Source organism: Streptomyces sp. NPDC051310, from assembly GCF_044455245.1.
GTDB lineage: Bacteria > Actinomycetota > Actinomycetes > Streptomycetales > Streptomycetaceae > Streptomyces.
In genome coordinates this window covers 53,520-72,363 of record NZ_JBITEO010000031.1, presented here as the reverse complement: position 1 = coordinate 72,363, position 18,844 = coordinate 53,520, and the positions used below count along the sequence as shown (strand labels likewise).

General features: G+C 72.4%; 15 protein-coding genes and 1 other RNA gene. 2 read left to right on the top strand and 14 right to left on the bottom strand.

Annotated features, from left to right (window positions below; all coding sequences use genetic code 11):
* The 5 genes from ACIA79_RS31320 to ACIA79_RS31300 all read right to left on the bottom strand — a co-directional run bounded on the left by ACIA79_RS31320 (position 1) and on the right by ACIA79_RS31300 (position 6,937).
* Positions 1–894 (bottom strand): chitosanase, encoded by an 894-nt coding sequence (locus ACIA79_RS31320; RefSeq protein WP_399431774.1) that lies wholly within the window; start codon positions 892–894, stop codon positions 1–3.
* On the bottom strand, positions 891–2,030 hold the full coding sequence (locus ACIA79_RS31315) for an acyltransferase (protein ID WP_399431791.1): 1,140 nt from the start codon (positions 2,028–2,030) through the stop codon (positions 891–893). The genes ACIA79_RS31320 and ACIA79_RS31315 overlap by 4 nt, the downstream gene beginning before the upstream one ends.
* A 485-nt stretch (positions 2,031–2,515) precedes the next feature.
* On the bottom strand, positions 2,516–4,642 hold the full coding sequence (locus ACIA79_RS31310) for a bifunctional polysaccharide deacetylase/glycosyltransferase family 2 protein (protein WP_399431790.1): 2,127 nt from the start codon (positions 4,640–4,642) through the stop codon (positions 2,516–2,518).
* 60 nt (positions 4,643–4,702) lie between these two features.
* Positions 4,703–5,779 (bottom strand): hypothetical protein, encoded by a 1,077-nt coding sequence (locus ACIA79_RS31305; protein ID WP_399431773.1) that lies wholly within the window; start codon positions 5,777–5,779, stop codon positions 4,703–4,705.
* Positions 5,780–5,971: 192 nt separating this feature from the next.
* Positions 5,972–6,937 carry a LysR family transcriptional regulator gene (locus ACIA79_RS31300; protein ID WP_399431772.1) on the bottom strand — a complete coding sequence of 322 codons (966 nt, stop codon included), beginning with the start codon at positions 6,935–6,937 and terminating at the stop codon, positions 5,972–5,974.
* An 83-nt stretch (positions 6,938–7,020) separates the two neighbouring features.
* Between ACIA79_RS31300 and ACIA79_RS31295 the strand changes: the two genes are divergently transcribed.
* Positions 7,021–8,367, top strand: a complete 1,347-nt coding sequence (locus tag ACIA79_RS31295) for an MFS transporter (RefSeq protein ID WP_399431771.1) — start codon at positions 7,021–7,023, stop codon at positions 8,365–8,367.
* 63 nt (positions 8,368–8,430) lie between these two features.
* Here ACIA79_RS31295 and ssrA read toward each other — a convergent pair.
* The 5 genes from ssrA to ftsE form a co-directional block, all read right to left on the bottom strand.
* Positions 8,431–8,800: a transfer-messenger RNA gene (gene ssrA / locus ACIA79_RS31290) on the bottom strand.
* A 212-nt stretch (positions 8,801–9,012) separates the two neighbouring features.
* Positions 9,013–9,492, bottom strand: a complete 480-nt coding sequence (gene smpB / locus ACIA79_RS31285) for an SsrA-binding protein SmpB (protein ID WP_399431770.1) — start codon at positions 9,490–9,492, stop codon at positions 9,013–9,015.
* 18 nt (positions 9,493–9,510) lie between these two features.
* A complete protein-coding gene (locus ACIA79_RS31280; protein ID WP_399431769.1) occupies positions 9,511–10,713 on the bottom strand; it encodes a S41 family peptidase in 1,203 nt (400 codons plus the stop codon).
* Between the two features lie 67 nt (positions 10,714–10,780).
* Positions 10,781–11,698, bottom strand: coding sequence for a permease-like cell division protein FtsX (gene ftsX, locus ACIA79_RS31275; RefSeq protein ID WP_399431768.1), 918 nt, complete (start codon positions 11,696–11,698; stop codon positions 10,781–10,783).
* Positions 11,699–11,769: 71 nt separating this feature from the next.
* A complete protein-coding gene (gene ftsE / locus ACIA79_RS31270; RefSeq protein ID WP_031076418.1) occupies positions 11,770–12,459 on the bottom strand; it encodes a cell division ATP-binding protein FtsE in 690 nt (229 codons plus the stop codon).
* 273 nt (positions 12,460–12,732) lie between these two features.
* Here ftsE and ACIA79_RS31265 point away from each other — a divergent pair, with 273 nt between their 5' ends.
* Complete coding sequence (locus ACIA79_RS31265; RefSeq protein ID WP_399431767.1) at positions 12,733–12,933, top strand: hypothetical protein; 201 nt, start codon at positions 12,733–12,735, stop codon at positions 12,931–12,933.
* Between the two features lie 163 nt (positions 12,934–13,096).
* Here ACIA79_RS31265 and ACIA79_RS31260 read toward each other — a convergent pair whose 3' ends face one another.
* The 4 genes from ACIA79_RS31260 to ACIA79_RS31245 form a co-directional block, all read right to left on the bottom strand.
* Entirely contained in the window at positions 13,097–14,026 is a 930-nt protein-coding gene (locus ACIA79_RS31260) for a hypothetical protein (protein WP_399431766.1), read from the bottom strand.
* A 378-nt stretch (positions 14,027–14,404) separates the two neighbouring features.
* A complete protein-coding gene (prfB, locus tag ACIA79_RS31255; RefSeq protein WP_399431765.1) occupies positions 14,405–15,517 on the bottom strand; it encodes a peptide chain release factor 2 in 1,113 nt (370 codons plus the stop codon).
* 49 nt (positions 15,518–15,566) lie between these two features.
* The gene (locus ACIA79_RS31250; protein WP_399431764.1) at positions 15,567–16,802 is read right to left on the bottom strand and encodes a serine/threonine-protein kinase; all 1,236 of its coding nucleotides are present in this window, start codon (positions 16,800–16,802) and stop codon (positions 15,567–15,569) included.
* A 106-nt stretch (positions 16,803–16,908) separates the two neighbouring features.
* A complete protein-coding gene (locus ACIA79_RS31245; RefSeq protein ID WP_399431763.1) occupies positions 16,909–18,579 on the bottom strand; it encodes a serine/threonine-protein kinase in 1,671 nt (556 codons plus the stop codon).
* Positions 18,580–18,844: the final 265 nt, after the last annotated feature.

The window sequence follows — 18,844 nt, the reverse complement described above, 5'->3', positions numbered from 1 at the left end:
CTAGGACGCGCGGAAGGTCTCCCCGTACATCTTCCAGACCAGCGGCGTCCTCAGGGTGAGGTTGCCGTCGCGCAGGAAGGCGCGCTGGGCCGTGTCGATGCGGCTGGTGTCCTGGTCGGCCTTCGCCTCCGTCATCGCCTGGCGGCAGGCGTCGAGGAAGGCGTCCAGGTACTCCTTCTCCTTGCCGCCCTCCGCCTTGGTCTTGATCATGGCCCGCACCCGCTCGCGGATCTCGTAGAAGCCGTTCTTGTCGATGCCGGGGCCGTGGAAGACCATGGCGTCGTAGTAGATGAACTGGCCGAGCGTCCCCAGGCCGTCGAGCTTGGCGAGGTCGACGGCGGGTTTGAAGTACATGCTGTCGCGGACCGCGTCCTGCGCCTTGCGGAACGCGGGCTTCTCGCTCTCCGCCTGCCACGCCTCGACGAAGCCGGTGCCCAGGCCCTCGTGCGAGTCCGTGCCGTCGACCGCCCGCAGCGCGGGCACGTACGCGGCCAGCGCGTTGTCCGGGTGCTCCTTGGTGTACGACTCGACGAGGATCCGCATGTCCTTGGTGCCGGAGCAGAAGCCGATCACGCCTCCGCAGTAGCCGTCGCCGTCGTCGCTGTCGGCGATGTGGCCGTACAGCGTCCGCCAGTCCTTGGTGGAGTTCATGGCGGAGCCGAGGATCTGGTGGGCCAGCTCCTTCTTGTCCGGGGCGGCGAGCCCCGGCGGCATCTTGGCGAGCAGCTCCTCGGCCGACTCCAGTTCCTCCTCGGCGCGCTTGGCCGCGCCCTGGCTCTCCGACGCACCGGCCGCCTCCGTCGCCTCGGGCTTCGGGGTGGGGGTGAGGGTGAAGATCGCCAGGACGAGGAGCGGGGCGACGGCGAACAGCAGCCACCTGGCACGCAGCATCATTTCTCGGGGCCCTTCCTGCTCCGCGGTGCCGTGCCCGACGGCCACAGCCTGGGCCGCCGCTTGGCGGCCACGTCCTCCAGCCAGCCGAACATCAGGATGCAGTACGCGATCAGCGACCAGCTGAAGAGCAGGGTCGGCCAGGGGCTGTTCATCAGCCATGGCAGGTCGCGCCACATCACCTCCAGCGACCACAGCCGGTTCCACATGGTCACGGCGATGGCGATGCAGACGTTGTGCCAGAGGTAGACGGTCACCGCACGCGAGTTGAGCAGCGTGATGGCGCCGTCGAAGCGCCGCAGCAGACGGGGCCACTCGGACCACGACGGGCTGAAGTGCAGCAGCAGGAGGACGAAGCCCAGGCCCCAGAAGGCGGAGGCGAAGGGCATGTTCCCCAGCTGGTTCTCGGCGCTCAGCCCGTGGTCGACGGCCCACCACATGCCGAAGCCCATGATGAACGGCGCGACGGAGGGGATCACGTAGGCGGGCAGCCGCCGCAGCACGCCCAGCTGGTGCGCCATGCCGAGGATCCAGCAGGCGCCGAACTCGCCGATGCCGTACAGGATCGGCGCGACCGACTCGCCGGCCTCCAGGTAGCCGAAGTTGAGCGCGGCCATCAGGACGAGCGGCGCAGCGATGGTCAGCCAGGGCTGCTTGCGCAGCGCGAGGAGGAACAGCGGCGAGAGCAGCACGAACCACAGGTAGGCGCGGATGTACCACAGGGGTCCGGCGAACGGCTCCGCCCACGTGCCGGGCAGGATGCCGGGGACGCCGGCCAGTTCGGCGGCGTTCGGCGGGTCGCTCAGCGGCAGGACCCAGAACAGCAACTCCAGCCACCAGGTGAGGGTGTCCTCGCCCTCGGCCGGCCCCCAGCCCTGGACGAGCATGCCGGTCACGCCGATGGCACCGGCCGCCCACAGCGGGGGCAGCAGGCGCCGGACCCGGCTCTTGATGACCTGGACGGGCGGGCGCTTGAGGGAGCGCGCCATCAGGTTGCCGGCGAGCGCGAACATGACGCCCATGGACGGGAAGAGCAGCGGGAGCCACATCCAGCCGGTCAGGTGGTACAGCACGACCCGGAAGAGCGCGAGCGCCCGCAGCAGGTCGAAGTACCGGTCCCGGCCCGGCGCCTTGGGCACGGCGGGGGCGGCGTCGGGGGCGTCGGGCCCGGGGTCCGCGGTCCGCGGTGCGGCGAGGGTCGCGGTGGACGGCCCGGCCGCCGCGAAGGGGTCCGGTGCGGTCCCGTACCGCGCGTACGGCGTCGGGGCGGTCCGCGCCCCGGCCGCCGGACCCGCTTCCGGTTCCGGCTCGTGTCCCGCTTCCGGCTCCCGTTCCGGTTCCGTGCCGAACGGCGCGTACGGCTCGTACGGCGTGGGGGCCGGGGAGGCGGACTGCGCCCCCGCCGGGGCGAACGGGTCGGGGCCGGGGGCCGCCGCCGGGTACGGCTGCGCGACCCCGGGGTCCGCGGTGTGCCGGTCGTACGGCCAGTCGTCGTGGCCGCCGCCGCTGTACGGGTCGTCGTCGCGGCGGTCGGCCCGGCGGTCGTCGAAGAAGCCGCCGGTGCCGTCACCGCTGCCGCTCCCGCGGCGGTCGTCGAAGAAGCCGCCGCCGGTGTAGCCGTTCGTCATGCGACCGGTCTCCGCTCGTCACTGCCCGCGCCGCGCTGCGTGGGGATGGAGCCCGGTGCCTCCACGGCTCCGGTGCGGCGCAGCTTCTGCCAGCGCAGCCGGCCGCCGGTGAGAGCGGTGATCCAGGACTGGAGCAGCACGACGTACATCAGCTGCCGGTAGAGGATCTGCTGGAGCGGGAGGGAGATGAGGTGGGTCATCTTCTCCTTGTCGAGCCGGAACGCGTACGCCGCGCACACCGCCTGCACCAGGAGCACGCCCAGCCACGCCACGATCGTCTTCTGGGTGGGCCCGAAGACCAGGCCGTACAGCAGGAACACGTCGATGAGCGGCGCGAGCAGCGGGGTGATGACCATGAAGAGCGAGACCAGTGGCAGACCGACGCGGCCGAACCGGCCGGACGGGCCGCGGTCGAACACGGAGCCGCGGTGCTTCCAGATGGCCTGCATGGTGCCGTAGCTCCAGCGGTAGCGCTGTGACCACAGCTGCTGGACGGACTCGGGGGCCTCGGTCCAGGCGCGGGCGTTCTCCGCGTACACGACGTGCCAGCCGTCGCGGTGGATCGCCATGGTGATGTCGGTGTCCTCGGCGAGGGTGTCCTCGCTCATGCCGCCGACCCGCTCCAGTGCGGTGCGGCGGAAGGCGCCGATCGCACCGGGGATGGTGGGCATGCAGCGCAGCACGTCGTACATGCGCCGGTCGAGGTTGAAGCCCATCACGTATTCGATGTGCTGCCAGGCACCGATCAGGGTGTCGCGGTTGCCGACCTTGGCGTTGCCCGCGACCGCGCCGACGCGCGGGTCGCCGAACGGCTGCACCAGCTCGCGGACGGTGGACGGCTCGAAGACCGTGTCGCCGTCCATCATCACGATGATGTCGTGGCTGGCGTGCGCGATGCCGTTGTTGAGGGCGGCGGGCTTGCCGGCGTTCTCCTGGCGCACGACCCGGACGTTCGGCAGCCACATGCGCTCGACGATGTCCGCGGTGCCGTCCGAGGAGCCGTCGTCGATGACGATGACCTCGATCGGGTGGTCGCTCGCCATGAGGGAGCGCACCGTGTTCTCGATGCACTCCTTCTCGTTGTACGCCGGGACCAGCACCGTGACCGGTTCCGTGATGGGGGCGCCCCAGCGGAAGCCGCGCCGGCGCACCTTGCGGGCGTGCGCGAACGCCAGGACGAGCATCAGCCCGAAGCGCCCGATGACGAGGACACCGACGATGGCGAGGCCGCCCACCAGCACGCCGGTGATGTTCTCGGAGATCCCGACGGCGTAGACGAACGCCTTGCCCTTCCACAGCTCCGCGCCGCTCACCTCGGTGTGGGCGCTGGGCGCCCCCAGGGCCTGCGTCAGCGTGGTGAACTCGTAGCCCTTGGCCTTCTGCTGCGGCAGGAAACGGCCGAGCGCGGCGACGGTCTGCTCGCGGTTGCCGCCGGAGTCGTGCATCAGCACGATGGCGCCCTTGCCGGGCTTCGGCGTGGCGTTCTTGATGATCTTGTCGACACCCTGGCGCCGCCAGTCGTGGCTGTCGGTGTCGTTGAAGGCGGAGATGTAGCCGCGGCTGCCGACGTACTTGATCAGGCCCCAGTTCTTGTTGTCCAGGTGCCAGACGAAGTTGGAGTACGGGGCGCGGAAGAGGGAGGAGCGCACACCGGTCGCCCCGGCGAGCGCCATCTGGTTCTGGGACAGCTCCCAGTCGATGCGCTCCTCGGACTGGAGGGAGAGGTCCGGGTGGTTGAAGGTGTGCAGGCCGACCTCGTGGCCCTCCTTGACCATCCGCTCGACGAGGTCGGGGTGGCGGGCGGTCATGGCGCCGGTGACGAAGAAGACCGCATGGGCGTCGTGCTTCTTCAGCTCGTCGAGGACCTTGGGGGTCCACACCGGGTCGGGGCCGTCGTCGAAGGTCAGGACGATCTTGTCATCGGGCACGTTCAGGCTGACGGGCTTGTCGGGGTCCCGCGCGTCGATGACCGGGCCGCCCTTGTGCATCGCGGACGGCACCTGGTCCCGCTCCTCCAGGAGGCGGATCCGGTGGTCGGGCTGGATCTCGTTGTGCACGTAGCCGCGCAGCATGAGCATCGCGAAGAGCGCGACCAGGAAGAGGGAGGGCAGCAGATAGCGCATGGGCAGCCTGCGCCGGACGGCGCGCACCTTCGTCGCGCGCCGTCTGCCTGAGGTGGTCATTTACTGTGCGCCTTCCGCGGCCATCTGCTGGCCGTCGCTCTCTCCGACCGGCGGCTCGGTCGGTTCGTCCGTCGGGGTCGTCGGGGGGTCCGTGGAGTCGCCCGGTTCCGGCGTCGGGACCGGCGGCTGGGAGGGACCGCCACTGGTGGGCCTGACCGGCGTCGGCTGCTCGTCCGTTCCGGGGTCGGCCGGACGGCCGGTGTCCGCGCTGGGCCCGGTCTCGGGGGCGGCGGAGCTGCGGGGGTCCGCCGGGCCGGCCGGGATGCCGTCCGGGGAGGCGGGGCCCGAGGGCCGCGGGATGACCGCGCCCGTGGAGTCGGTGGGCGCCGGGGCGCCGGGGGTGTCGCCGGGTGTGTCGCCGGCGCCGGGGCTGGCGGAGGTGGCCGGGACGACCTGCGTGGTGTCGGCCTTCTCCTCGCCGGCCGGGCCGGGTATCAGGAGCCAGGGGGCGCTGGAGTTGCCGCCGATGACGGCGACGACGAGCGTGACGGCGTACACGGCGCAGGCGGCCGCCAGCACCCAGCCGAGCCTGCGGAGCTTCTTGCTCCGGCGGCCGCTCTCGTCGACGAAGACGGGGCCGTCGGAGGGCTCCTGCGCGCCGGGGCCGGCGGGGCCGGGGGCGGTGTGCGCGACGGGGCGGGGCACGGACGCCGGTATGAGGGCAGTGGCGTCCGTGTCGCCGGCGCGGCCCGGCCCGCCGGCGGGCGCGGGCCCGGCACCGGGCCGGAGGGGCCGGTCGAGCTGGACGGTCATGTCGAGCGCCTGGAGCGGCTGGGTGTACGCCTCGACGGAGGGAACGGAGGGAGCGGCGGGCGCCACGGCCGCAGCGGCTCCGGCCGGGACCGGCCGGTCGAACTGGACGGTCATGTCGAGCGCCTGGAGCGGCTGGGTGTACGCCTCGACGGAGGGAGCGGCGGCGGCCGGGGCGCCGGACGCGTCCTCGTGCGGCTCGCCGTACGTCTCCGGGTGCGTCGCGCTGTACGGGGATATGTAGGGCTGATCGAAAGGCTCGTCGAACGGGTCCCGGTACGCAGCGTCGTAGGGACGGGCGACGGCGTCGTCGTACGCGTCGTTCATCTGCCCGCCATAGGCATTTTCTCGCCACTTTTCCACTGCAGTACGCACATCCCCCACGGAGCCTGATCAAGGTGCGTCCGCAGCTGTCCGGTGTCACTCCCGGACCGGGCCCCCACCCTGTCCGGGCGCCCCCGCCCTCGTCGCACCCGGGTCATGAATGTAGCGCACGCGGCTGACAGCCGCGTTCACCGTTCATTTCTTGGTGCACATCTGCAACAAATCCGCGTCGGGCAGCCAGGAGCCGGGCGGCACCCTCAGCCATCCTTCCTGGTCGGCGAGTTGTGCGGCCGCGGCACGGAGCGCGTCGACGCCCGGATGCCTCAGCCCCTTGCGCCACACCAGTGACACAGGCGACAGCGGCACGGGCCGGACGAGGGGCCGCAGCACGCAGCCGGGCATCACCGGGAAGTCGATGGCGACCAGCACCGGCGTGCGGGTTTTCGTCATGACCCTGCGAAATTCCTCGTGCCCGATCGCCACCGGAGCGGGTGGCGCGATCTTTATCCCGCGCCCCTCGAACAGCCGCTCGGCGAGATCGGTCCACTCGCGCGTGCGCGGGTTGCCGGCCCCGGCGTACAGGGACTCCCCGGCGAGCGCCTCCAGCGGCACCTCGGGGCGGTCCGCGAGCGGGTGCTCCTCCGGCAGCAGCACGGCCATCGGCTCGTACCGCACGGGCTGGGCCTCCAGCCGGGCCCGTACGGACGGGGCCAGACCGGCGAACCGGCCGAAGGACACGTCGAGCCGCCCGGCGAGGATCTCGGCGGCCGCACCGGTCAGCCCGCTCTCGTAGCGGGCCATCAGCTCGCACTCGGGCACCCGTTCGCGGGCCCGCGCGAGCACCCGCCGGGTGATCATGCCGTCGGTGTTGAGGTCGACCAGCAGCGGCCGCGCCTCGCCGGTGAAGGCGGCGGCCAGTTCGTCGTGGGCCGCGAGCACGGCGTGCGCGTGGGGCAGCAGCCGCTCGCCGTCGCCGGTGAGCGCCACCTGCCGTGTGGTCCTTACGAACAGCTCCGCCCCCAACTCCCGCTCCAGGCGCCGGATGTCCCGGCTGAGCGCCTGCTGCGCGACGTACAGCCGCGCGGCGGCGCGCGTGAAGTGCAGCTCCTCGGCGACGGCCACGAAGGCGCGCAGGAGCCGGGGGTCGACGTCATGGGTCACGCCGCGAACTTACAACACAGGTGCGTCAATGGGCTCCCAGCAGGTGTTGGACCACCGCGGGCCTCCGCGGCCAGGCTCGGGGCATGCCGAAAACGACGCGTCCCCCGATGTTCGCCCTCACCCCCGAGTCCCTCGTGCCGGTCCCCCGCTACGACGGCCTGCCCCGGGTGCCGGAAACCCCGGCCGGGAACGGGGCACGGTCCCGGCCCGGCACCCCGCGAGGCCCCCGGCCCCGACCGCGGGCGCGGCCCTTCGCCCGCTACGCACGGCTCTTCGCGCTGCCCGGCACCCGGGCGTTCACGCTCGGCAACCTCGTCGCGCGGCTGCCCATGGGCATGTTCAGCGTGAGCGCCGTCATCATGATCGCCGGGGCCTACGGCTCGTACGCCCTCGCCGGTGCGGTCACCGCGACCGGCCTGGCCGCCACGGCGGTGGTCGCACCGTTCACGGCGCGGCTGGTCGACCGGTACGGGCAGGCACGGGTCGCCGTGCCCGCCACCGCGATCGCCGTGTGCGGCTCGCTCGCGCTGCTGCTGTGCGTGCGCCTCCACGCACCCGCCTGGACGCTGTTCGCCGCGTACGCCGCGACCGCGACGACCCCCAACACCGGCGGCATGTCCCGGGCGCGCTGGGCCCACCTCTACCGCGGCGACCCGGCCCGCGTGCACACCGCCAACGCCTTCGAGCAGGCCGTGGACGAGCTCTGCTTCATGCTGGGACCGGTCCTCGCCGCGTTCCTGTGCGCCGCGCTGTTCCCGGAGGCGGGAACCCTGACCGGCGCGGTCCTGCTGCTGACGGGCACGCTGCTCTTCGCGGCGCAGCGCGCCACCGAGCCGCCCGTCGCGCCACGCACCGCCGTGCGGGCGCCCAGCCCCCTCCGTACGGCCGGCATGCCCGCCCTCATGGCGGTGTTCCTGGCGACCGGGGCGGTCTTCGGGTCGATGGAGGTCGTCACGCTCGCGTTCGTGGACGGGCCCGCGGCCGGTGCGGTGCTCGCGCTCCAGGCGGCCGGGTCGTGCGCGGCGGGCCTGCTGTACGGGGCGGTCGCCGCTCCCGCGGGCGGCCCGGGCCGCCGTCTGCCCGCCTGCCTCGCCGGGATGACCGCGCTGATGTCGCTGCCGCTGCTGGCGGCGGCCGGCACGGGCTCGGTGCTCGTGCTCGCGGGCGCCCTGCTGCTGGCGGGCATGGCGACCGCGCCGACCATGGTGACCGGCATGGGCACGGTGCAGCACCTGACGCCCCCGGACCGGCTGAACGAGGGCATGACCCTCGCGGTCACCGCCCTGCTGGGCGGCATCGCGGCGGGCTCGGCGGCCGGCGGCTGGACGGTCGAGCACGCGGGTGCGACGACCGGGTACGCGGTACCGGTCGCCGCGGCGGCGCTGGCGCTGGTGCTGGCGGCGGGCACGACGAAGGCCCGGCCGTCCTGAGACGACCGGGCCTTCGCCCACATGGGATGACGGGATCCGGGGGCACGCCCCCGGAGGTACCGCTCGTGGAGATGGCGGGAATCGAACCCGCGTCCAACGGTGCAGAACCAGGGCTTCTCCGTGTGCAGTCCGCTGCGCTTTTCTCGGCCCCGGAGATCACGCGGACAAGTCTCCGACGGGCTCAGTCACTGTTTGATTTCCCTCTGTGCCCCGTGACCGGGCTCAGAGGTTTAGTTCCCTAGCTGATGCCAGGATCCGGGTCGGGAACAGCCCCGGGCTGACACTTCGCGAGTCGCTACTTAGGCAGCGAGGGCGAAGGAATCGCGCTTGGTGTTGGCGATTATTGGTTGCGACATATGGTTTACGAGATCATTGCCGCTTCCTCGACACGCTTCCCCTGCTTCGACATCCGCTGTCGAAACCGATCATCCCCATGTTGATTTATCAATCAGCGTCCCTGCGGTGAGGGACAGGCGCCATCGTACGTGACCGACGCGGGCCGATGCCAGCGGATTACCCCGCCCCCGGTGGTGTCCTCCGGAAGGCCGGCCCGGTCCGCCGCCTGCGACGGCGTACGAACGTGTCAACGCAGCGGTGCGGCGGGGTGTTCCCGCGCGCCCCGGGGGCCGGGCGGCCGGCCCCCGGTCACGCCCGCTGGCGGCGGCGCACCGCGGACATCGCCCGCTCCGCCTCGCGCCGGTCCTGCTTCTCCCGGAGCGTCTGGCGCTTGTCGTACTCCTTCTTGCCCCGCGCCAGCGCGATCTCGACCTTCGCCCGGCCGTCCTTGAAGTAGAGCGCCAGGGGGACCATCGTGTGGCCGGTCTCCTGGGACTTCGACTCCAGCTTGTCGATCTCGGCCCGGTGCAGCAGCAGCTTCCGCTTGCGCCGTGCACTGTGGTTCGTCCAGGTGCCCTGGCTGTACTCCGGCACGTGCACGTTGTGCAGCCACGCCTCGTGCCCGTCGATCTGCACGAAGCCGTCCGCCAGCGAGGCCCGCCCCTGGCGCAGCGACTTCACCTCGGTGCCGGTCAGCACCAGACCGCACTCGTAGGTGTCCAGAATGTGGTAGTCGTGCCGCGCCTTCTTGTTCTGCGCGATCAGCTTGCGCCCTTTTTCCTTTGCCATAGTGCCGCCATTTTCGCACTACGAGGCGGGGCCGAGGCCACTCAATACCGTGCGCGCCCGCTCCTCGGCGCGCTCGCGCGCCGTCACGTCGGGCGTGATGCCCCGGCCGTCGACGCCCCGCCCGGCGGGAGTGCGGTAGTGGCCGACGGTCAGCTCGGCGACCGACCCGTCCGGGAGCCGGCTGGGCATCTGGACGGAGCCCTTGCCGAAGGTGCGGGTACCGACCGTGACCGCCCGGCCGCGGTCCTGCAGGGCGCCCGCCAGGAGCTCGGCCGCGCTCATGGTGCCGCCGTCCACGAGCGCCACCAGGGGCCGGTCGGTGGCCCCGCCCGGCTCGGCGTACAGCGCCCGCTCCTCGCCGTGGACGTCGTACGTGGCGACCAGTCCGCCGTCCAGGAACGCGGAGGCCGCCGCCACCGCCTCGGAGACCAGGCCGCCGCTGTTGCCGCGCAGGTCCAGCAGGAGGCCCGCCCCCTCGGGGGCGTCGCGCACCGCCTGGCGCACCCGCGCCCCGGTGCCCTTGGTGAACGCGGACACCTCGATCCGCACCAGGCGCGGGGTCCCGTCGTCGAGCCGGTGGACGGTGACGTCCTCGGTGGCCAGCCGGGCCCGGTGCAGCGTCCGGGTCCACGCGCGCGTGCCGCGCTCCAGCCCGAGGACGACGGGCGAGCCCGCCCCGGCCGCCCGGCCCGTCCCCGCGTCGCCGCGCAACAGGGCGACGACCTCGGAGACGGAACGGCCCCGCACCGCACGGCCGTCGACGGTGCGGATCCGGTCGCCGGGCCTGAGCCCCGCCGCGTCGGCCGGGCCGCCCCGCTGGACGCGGGCCACCTCGACGCCGCCCGCCGCGTCCCGCCGGGCGGACAGCCCGACGCCGGTGTACGCGCCGGCCAGGGCCTGCGCGAACTCCTCGTACTCGCGCCGGTCGTAGACCGCGCCCCACCGGTCGCCGCTGCGGCTGACGACCTCCTCGGCCGCCTTGGCGGCGGACTTCCCGTCCGCCATGGCCTCCGTGGCCGCGCGGGCGAGCTCCTCCCGGTCGACGGTGGAGGACGACGCCGCGGCACGGGTCACGGGGTGCGGCTCGCGCGTCCGCTCCTCCTCGCAGGGAAGGCAGTTGGTGGCCGCGGCCGTGGCCAGGAGGGTGGCGAAGACGAAGGTCAGGGCCGCCCCGCGGCTGCGTCCGCCGCGGGGCCGGGTACAGAGATCGGGGCCCACCATGGCGCCCACTCTAGGACAAGCGAAAGGCGCCGTACGGTCGTTGACCGCACGGCGCCAGGGGCAATCGTCACACCTTCAGGTACTTGCGCAGCGCCACGGCGGCGGCCAGCGACGGCATCAGCAGACCGATGACCACGACGAACGGCAGCACCTCGATCACCGCGTCCCAGCCGATGAAGTTGACCAGGGGCATGGACTGGGCGAGGTTCAGGCCCGCGTCGATCATGAAGTACCGCCCGATCACGAGCAGGACACAGGCGACCAGGCCGCCCAGCAGGCCGGCGACGGCGGCCTCCATGATGAACGGCATCTGGATGTAGAAGCTGGACGCGCCGACGAGCCGCATGATGCCGGTCTCGCGCCGCCGGCTGAACGCCGACACCCGCACGGTGTTGACGATCAGCATCAGCGCGATGACGAGCATCAGACCCATCACACAGAGCGCGGCGACGTTCATGCCGCGCATCATCTGGAAGAGGCTCTCCAGCGTGTCGCGCTGGTCCTCCACGGAGTACACGCCCGCCCGCCCGGCGAAGGCGGTGGCGATGACCTGGTACTTCTCCGGGTCCTTGAGCTTGACCCGGTACGACTCCTGCATCTGGTCCGGCGTGATGATGCTGGCGATCGCGGTGTCGCCGTACTGGTCCTTGTAGTGCTTGTACGCCTGATCGGCCGTCTCGTAGTGGACCTGGTCGACGATGTCCATCTTCTCGAGGTCGGTCTTGATCTCCTGCTTCTGCTGGGCGGTGACCGCGCCCTTGGCGCAGGTCTCGCCGTTCTCCGCGTCGTTCTTGTTGCAGAGGAAGATGGAGACGTTGGCCTTGTCGTACCAGAAGTCCTTCATCACGCTGACCTGCTCGCGCATGAGCAGCGCACCGCCGAAGAGCGCGAGCGACAGGGCCACGGAGACGATGACGGCGAACGTCATCGTGAGATTGCGACGGAGGCCGACACCGATCTCCGAGAGTACGAACTGGGCGCGCATCGCGTGCGTTCAGCCTTTCTTGCTGATGCTGGTGCTGCTGGAGCGGGGGCCCGGAACACCCGGGGTACCGCTCAGTGCTGGTAGCCGTAGACGCCGCGCGCCTGGTCGCGCACGAGACGGCCCTGTTCGAGCTCGATGACGCGCTTGCGCATCTGGTCGACGATGTTCTGGTCGTGCGTCGCCATGACCACGGTCGTACCGGTGCGGTTGATCCGGTCCAGCAGCTTCATGATGCCGACCGAGGTCTGCGGGTCCAGGTTGCCGGTCGGCTCGTCGGCGATCAGCAGCATCGGGCGGTTGACGAACGCGCGGGCGATGGCCACGCGCTGCTGCTCACCACCCGACAGCTCGCCGGGCATCCGGTCCTCCTTGCCGCCCAGGCCGACGAGGTCGAGGACCTGGGGCACGGCCTTGCGGATCTCCCCGCGCGGCTTGCCGATGACCTCCTGGGCGAACGCCACGTTCTGGGCGACGGTCTTGTTGGGCAGGAGGCGGAAGTCCTGGAAGACGGTGCCGAGCTGACGGCGCATGTGCGGCACCTTCCAGTTCGACAGCCGGGCGAGGTCCTTGCCGAGGACGTGCACCGTGCCGTGGCTGGCGCGCTCCTCGCGCAGCAGCAGCCGCAGGAAGGTGGACTTTCCGGAGCCGGAGGACCCCACCAGGAAGACGAACTCGCCCTTCTCGATCTCGAGGGAGACATCCCTCAGCGCGGGGCGGTTCTGCTTCGGATAGGACTTGGAGACGTTGTCGAATCGGATCACGGGTGCACCACGGTCGGCCGGGAGTAGGTGTGCGTGACCATACGCGACTGGGGATGCCCCGTGCAGTCGCCGTACGGCCTTGCACCTTTTGTCCCGGCGCCGCCCGGCGATCGGCGGGGGATCCCGCCGGCCGTCCATCCGGTGGGGCGCGCCTAAATGCGCCGGACCTGGCAGAGTGGTAGGGGGAACGGATGCGTTTCCCTGAGCGTTGTGCGGAGAGAACTTGTGCACAATCCGCGCCTGCGGCTCCGCCGCGCGGGAGGAGGAGAGCGCATGACCTATGACCGATTGGTGTGCGCCAACTGCGCGGCGCCCGTCAGCGAGGGCCGGTGCCCGGTGTGCCGGGCCAGCCGGGAGCGCCTCCAGCAGCAGGGCCCCTTCGGCGGGCTGAGCCCGGTGGGCCTGCTGATGCTGCTGGTCGTCCTGGTGGCGATGGTGGCACTGCTGGCCGCCACGGCCCAGCAGACCGTGTGAGGCTTCGCCGCGCGCCTCCCCCTTCATGACCACTCCGGTAAGGGCTCCGGGGGCCGCTGAGCGGCTTCGGGAGCCCTTACCGGTGCGCTGTCACGACCGCGGGCCCCGCGCCATCGGCGCGGGGCCCGCTGTTCACCTGCGTGCAGGTACCCGGTCGTGCGGGTCAGGCGGCCGTACGGCCACCGGCGACGAGGCGCGGGAGCATACGGAAGCCGATGCCGCCGGCGATCATCGTCGCGGCGCCGACCAGCAGGAACGTGGTCTCGGCGGCGCCGGTCGCGGCCAGCTCCTCCTTGGCCTGGCCCTGCTCGACCGGCTTGGAGCCGACGGAGTCGGTGTCGGTGTTGTCGACGCAGTCGGCACCGTCGAGGTCGACGGTGCAGGCGCCGGCGTCACCGGTGGTGGAACCACCGGTCGCAGCCGCGCCGCCCTGGTCGCCGGAGCCACCGTTGTCGCCGGTGCCGCCCTGGTCGCCCGTGCCGCCCTGGTCGCCCGTGCCACCCTGGTCACCCGTGCCACCCTGGTCGCCCGTGCCACCCTGGTCACCCGTGCCACCCTGGTCACCCGTGCCACCCTGGTCGCCCGTACCGCCCTGGTCACCCGTGCCACCCTGGTCGCCCGTACCGCCCTGGTCACCGGTGCCACCCTGGTCACCCGTGCCACCCTGGTCGCCCGTACCGCCCTGGTCACCGGTGCCACCCTGGTCGCCCGTACCGCCCTGGTCGCCCGTACCGCCCTGGTCACCCGTGCCACCCTGGTCGCCCGTACCGCCCTGGTCACCCGTGCCACCCTGGTCGCCCGTACCGCCCTGGTCACCCGTGCCACCCTGGTCGCCCGTACCGCCCTGGTCGCCCGTGCCACCCTGGTCACCGGTGCCCTCGGTGGTGCCGACGACCGTGTTGCCCTCGGTGGTGCCCTCGACCGCGTTCACCTCGACACCGGCGTCGTCGACGTCGGCGCTCACGCCGAGGCCCGCCACGTTGACGTCCACGCCCACGGCGGAAGCGGCGCCCGCGGCGGTCAGGGACGCACCGGCCGCGATCACCGCACCGGCTGCGATCCGCGCCACGCGGACCCGCGTCTTCTTGGTCATCTGCCTGCTACCCCCAGTAGCTGATTCGTCAGTGGAGCAGCGCTCGGGGCAACGGACACTGGGGGTCGCGCTTCTGGTTGCCCCCGGATCGCACGCGCCCCAGTCATGCGCATGCCGCGCGTCAGCTTTCCCAGTTTTCGGACAAGCGTCAAGGTCGTTGCGCGTGCGATGCCCGAAATGATCACAGTTGCCGCGGGTGCAACGATGCAACTGTGACGTAGACCCCGAAGTGCCGGGCCCCGAGCGGCCGTTCCCTTGTCGACAAAGCGCTGAAGCGGCCTACTCGGCGCTTGCGGCCGCGAATTGACGCGCGACAAGCAAGCGGCGCCGGAACCCCTGGGGGTTCCGGCGCCGAACGGCCCGTCGTATCGCGGGACGTTACTTCGTCTGCTCCTGCTGCTTGCGCCAGCGGATTCCGGCCTCCAGGAAGCCGTCGATCTCGCCGTCCAGCACGGCCTGCGGGTTGCCGACCTCGAACTCCGTGCGCAGATCCTTGACCATCTGGTACGGGTGCAGCACGTAGGACCGCATCTGGTTGCCCCACGAGTTGCCGCCGTCGCCCTTGAGGGCGTCCATCTTGGCCTGCTCCTCCTGGCGGCGCCGCTCCAGCAGCTTGGCCTGGAGGACGTTCATGGCGCTGGCCTTGTTCTGGATCTGTGAGCGCTCGTTCTGGCAGGAGACCACGATGCCGGTCGGGATGTGCGTGATGCGCACCGCCGAGTCGGTGGTGTTGACGCCCTGGCCGCCCGGGCCGGAGGCGCGGTAGACATCCACGCGCAGCTCGGACTCGTCGATGTCGACGTGGTCGGACTGCTCGACGACCGGGAGCACCTCGACGCCCGCGAAGGACGTCTGGCGGCGGCCCTGGTTGTCGAACGGGGAGATGCGGACCAGGCGGTGCGTGCCCTGCTCCACGGAGAGCGTGCCGTAGGCGTACGGCGCCTTGACGACGAAGGTGGTCGACTTGATGCCGGCCTCCTCCGCGTACGACGTCTCGTAGACCTCCGTGCCGTACCCGTGGCGCTCGGCCCAGCGCAGGTACATGCGCTGGAGCTGCTCGGCGAAGTCGGCGGCGTCGACGCCGCCCGCCTCGGCGCGGATGTTGACCAGCGCCTCGCGCTCGTCGTACTCGCCGGACAGGAGGGTGCGCACCTCCATCTCGTCCAGCGCCTTGCGGACGGACTCCAGCTCCGCCTCGGCCTCGGCGCGCGCGTCGGCGTCGCCCTCGGCCTCGGCGAGCTCGAAGAGGACCTCGAGGTCGTCGATGCGACCGCGCAGTGCCTCGGCCTTGCGCACCTCGGCCTGGAGGTGCGAAAGCCTGCTCGTGATCTTCTGCGCCGCCTCCGGGTCGTCCCACAGGGACGGGGCCGCGGCCTGCTCCTCGAGCACGGCGATGTCTGCCCTCAACTTGTCGAGGTCCAGGACGGCCTCGATCGACCCCATGGTCGAGGAGAGGGACTTCAGCTCTTCGGATACATCGACGACTGCCACGACACCAGCGTAACGGCTGCGTGCGACACCCCGGCCCGCCCGGCGGGACCTAGGGGGTGGAAGGGGCCGACTGGCGGGAGTCGCGGGGCGGCGCGGTGTCGTCGTCGCCGCTGGTCACCACGTACCCGCCGACCCCGGCGGCGGCCACCAGCGCGGCGGCGGCGATACCGAGCGTGATGCGGCGCTTGCGCACGGCCTCGGAGCGGTGGCGGGCCGAGCCGGGGCGCCGGCCGCCGGCCGGGCGGGGCGCGCGGGCGGTGCCCAGGGGCCCGCCGGAGAGCTCGTCCGGGGCCGGGACCCGCATGGAGGTGTGGGTGTCGCGGTTGGAGTCGGGGGACGAGCCCGGCACCAGGGGCACGGCGGCGCGGCGCGGCGCGTCGGTGAGGGTCGGGTAGGGGTCGTCCTCGTACGGCTCCGCGGACGGGTCGGCGTCCGGCTCGTCGACGTCCAGCGGCGGCATGCCGGCCACGAGCGGCAGCAGGTCGTGGAGGCGGGCGGCGAGCTCGGAGGCGCGCAGGCGGGAGGCCGGGGCCTTGGCCAGGCACTGGACGATCAGCTGCCACAGCTCGTCCGGGATGCCGGGGAGCGGGACGACCGTCTCGGTGACGTGGCGGCGCAGGACGGCCCCCGGATGGCCGCCGCCGAACGGCGTGAAGCCGGCGAGCAGCTCGTACAGGACGGTCGCGAGGGCGTAGATGTCGACGGCCGCGCGGGGCGGCAGTCCCTCGACGATCTCGGGGGCCACGTAGTCCGGCGTGCCGATGACGCGCGTGGTCCTGGTGCGTCCGGGGGTGTCGATCAGCTTGGCGACGCCGAAATCGGTCAGCAGGGCGGGGTGGGCGCCGCCGGGGCCGAGCGGGCCCTCCATGTCGAGCAGGATGTTCTCGGGCTTGACGTCGCGGTGGACGATCCCGGCGGCGTGCGCGGCGGCCAGCCCCTCGGCGACGTCGGCGGCGATCGAGACGGCCGCCTCGGGGGCGAGGCGGCGCTCGCGGTCCAGACGGGTGCGCAGGTCGGTGCCGCGCACCAGGTCCATGACGAGGGCGAGGTCCTTGCCGTCGACGACCAGGTCGCGGACGCCCACCACGCGCGCGTGGTCCAGCCCGAGCAGGGCGGTGCGCTCCTGGACGAAGCGGCCGACGAGTTCCTGGTCGGAGGCCAGGTCCTCGCGCAGCAGCTTGATCGCTACGGGGCCCTCCGGGCCCTCACCGAGCCACACCGTGCCGGCGCTGCCCCGCCCCAGGATCTGGTGGGCCGTGTACCGGCTGCCGATTTTCCGTGCCAAGACTGCTCCCTCAGCGGCTGGCGTTCCCGACCAAGTTACGCGGACGCGGGCGCCGGTACTCACTTCCGGGGGGAAATCGCCCCCGGAAGTCGACAAATCGGCAGAGTTACTGGGCGGGGGTCGAGGGCGGCGTCGGCGTGCCGCCGTCCCCGCCGAGCTGGGAGATCCAGTCGGTGACCGCGGACACGGCGTCCCCGATGGCCTGCCAGTAGCTCTTGCCCTGGGCGATCCAGTCCTGCAGCGGGGTCAGCTCCCAGATCAGCCAGCCCGCCACGAAGAGCAGGACGAGCGTGAACAGGCACCCCTTGAGGCAGCCCAGGCCGGGGATGCGCATCGGGTTGGCGCTGCGCCGGCGCGGCTCCCGCGGCGGGCGCGGGGCCTGCTGCGGGGGCTGCTGCGGCTGCGGGTGACGCGGCTGCGGCTGGTGGTGCTGCGGGGGCTGGGGTGCGTACTGCTGCTGCGGAGGGGGCGGCGGCGCGTACTGCGGGGGGCGCTGCGGCGGCCGCTGCTGGGGCTGGTGCTGCGGCGCGTACGGCTGCGGCTGCTGCTGGGGCGGCTGCGGCTGCGGGCGGCGCTGGGGGCGGCGGCGCAGCGGGTCCTGGCCGGGGTCGAGGTACTGGACCTGCGTCTGCTCGTTGCGGTCCCGGGCCGCGCGCAGCTGGGTCTGCCAGGGGTGCGGCTCCTCCGGCCGCGGCGGGCCGTCGGGGCCCGGCGGGACCGGCGGCATGACGGTGGTGGGGTCGGCGCCGCCCGCGCCGCTGGTCGGCATCACGCTGGTCGCGGCGTTGGGGTCGTACCGGCCCGCATCGCTCGGCAGCACCTGCGTGGGGTCGGCGGCGCCCGGGGTCTGCGGGACGGGGGCCGGCGCCGGGTCGGGCGCGAGCAGCGCGCCGACGCCCTCCGCGGCCTCGATCTGCGCGGGCGTGGCGTGCACGCCGATGCCGGCGGCGACCACGCGCAGGCCGCGGGCGAGGTTCTCGGCGCTCGGGCGGCGGTCCGGGTCCTTGCTCAGGCAGCGCTCTATCACCGTCCACAGCGGTCCGGGGACCGTGGAGGGCCGGCGCGGCTCCTCGCTGAGGTGGCGGTGCAGGACCTCCAGCGCGGTGCCGCCGGCAAACGGCGGGCGGCCGGTGACCAGCTCGTACAGCAGGATGCCGGCGCCGTAGATGTCCACGGCGGAGGTCTGCGGGCGGCCCTCGGCGGACTCGGGCGCGACGTACGCGGGCGTGCCGACGAATTCGTGCGTACGGGTCAGGCCGGGGCTGTCGGCGAGGCGCGCGATGCCGAAGTCGGTGAGCATCGGGTGCATCCGGCCGTCCCGCTCGGCCACCAGCACGTTGGCCGGCTTGAGGTCGCGGTGCACGATGCCGTCGGCGTGGCTGGCGGCGAGCGCGTCGGCGATCTGCGCGGTGAGCAGCGCCGCGGCGACCGGGGTGAGCGGGCCGTTCTCGCGGATGTAGCGGTGCAGGTCCGGGCCCTCGACCAGGTCCATCACGAGCGCGAGCAGGTCGCCCTCGACGACGAGGTCGCGGGTGCGGACGATGTTGGGGTGGGTGAGGCGGAGGAGGACGGAGCGTTCCCGCAGGAAGCGCATCACCACGTCCGCGTCGTTCGCGAGCTCCTCCTTGAGGACCTTGATCGCGACGGTCTCGCCGGGCTGGCCCGGCACGGCGGCCTCGGCGCCCGCCGTCTCCCTCTGGCGGGCTCGCCAGACGGTGCCCGTGGCGCCGCGCCCGAGCGGCTCCTCGAGCAGGTACTTGCTGCCTACCGGCCGCACGTCATGCGCTCCCTGCGATCGTGGTCCTTGCCTGGCCCGTGCCTCCCTCTCGGGCCCGCCCGGGTGTCCGACCCACTGTAGTGCCGCGGGGCGGCCCACCGGTCGGTCGTCTTCCGGTCTCGTACGGTGCCGAAGACGCACTCTTCCCGTCCATGGTTGCCACACATGATCCCAAGGCGGGCGCAAGCTGGCATTTTCCCGACCGGGGGTGAGCATTCAAGATCATTTGATGCCGGTTCCCGGGCGTGTTGTCCGTCGCAGGTGC

Bases quoted from the DNA above. Each gene is read 5' to 3' on its own strand.
- ACIA79_RS31260 (WP_399431766.1), bottom strand. From the start codon at position 14,026: ATGACCAAGAAGACGCGGGTCCGCGTGGCGCGGATCGCAGCCGGTGCG.
- ACIA79_RS31265 (WP_399431767.1), top strand. From the start codon at position 12,733: ATGACCTATGACCGATTGGTGTGCGCCAACTGCGCGGCGCCCGTCAGC.
- smpB (WP_399431770.1), bottom strand. From the start codon at position 9,492: ATGGCAAAGGAAAAAGGGCGCAAGCTGATCGCGCAGAACAAGAAGGCG.
- ACIA79_RS31280 (WP_399431769.1), bottom strand. From the start codon at position 10,713: ATGGTGGGCCCCGATCTCTGTACCCGGCCCCGCGGCGGACGCAGCCGC.
- ACIA79_RS31305 (WP_399431773.1), bottom strand. From the start codon at position 5,779: ATGAACGACGCGTACGACGACGCCGTCGCCCGTCCCTACGACGCTGCG.
- ACIA79_RS31310 (WP_399431790.1), bottom strand. From the start codon at position 4,642: ATGCGCTATCTGCTGCCCTCCCTCTTCCTGGTCGCGCTCTTCGCGATG.
- ACIA79_RS31295 (WP_399431771.1), top strand. From the start codon at position 7,021: ATGCCGAAAACGACGCGTCCCCCGATGTTCGCCCTCACCCCCGAGTCC.
- ftsX (WP_399431768.1), bottom strand. From the start codon at position 11,698: ATGCGCGCCCAGTTCGTACTCTCGGAGATCGGTGTCGGCCTCCGTCGC.
- ACIA79_RS31320 (WP_399431774.1), bottom strand. From the start codon at position 894: ATGATGCTGCGTGCCAGGTGGCTGCTGTTCGCCGTCGCCCCGCTCCTC.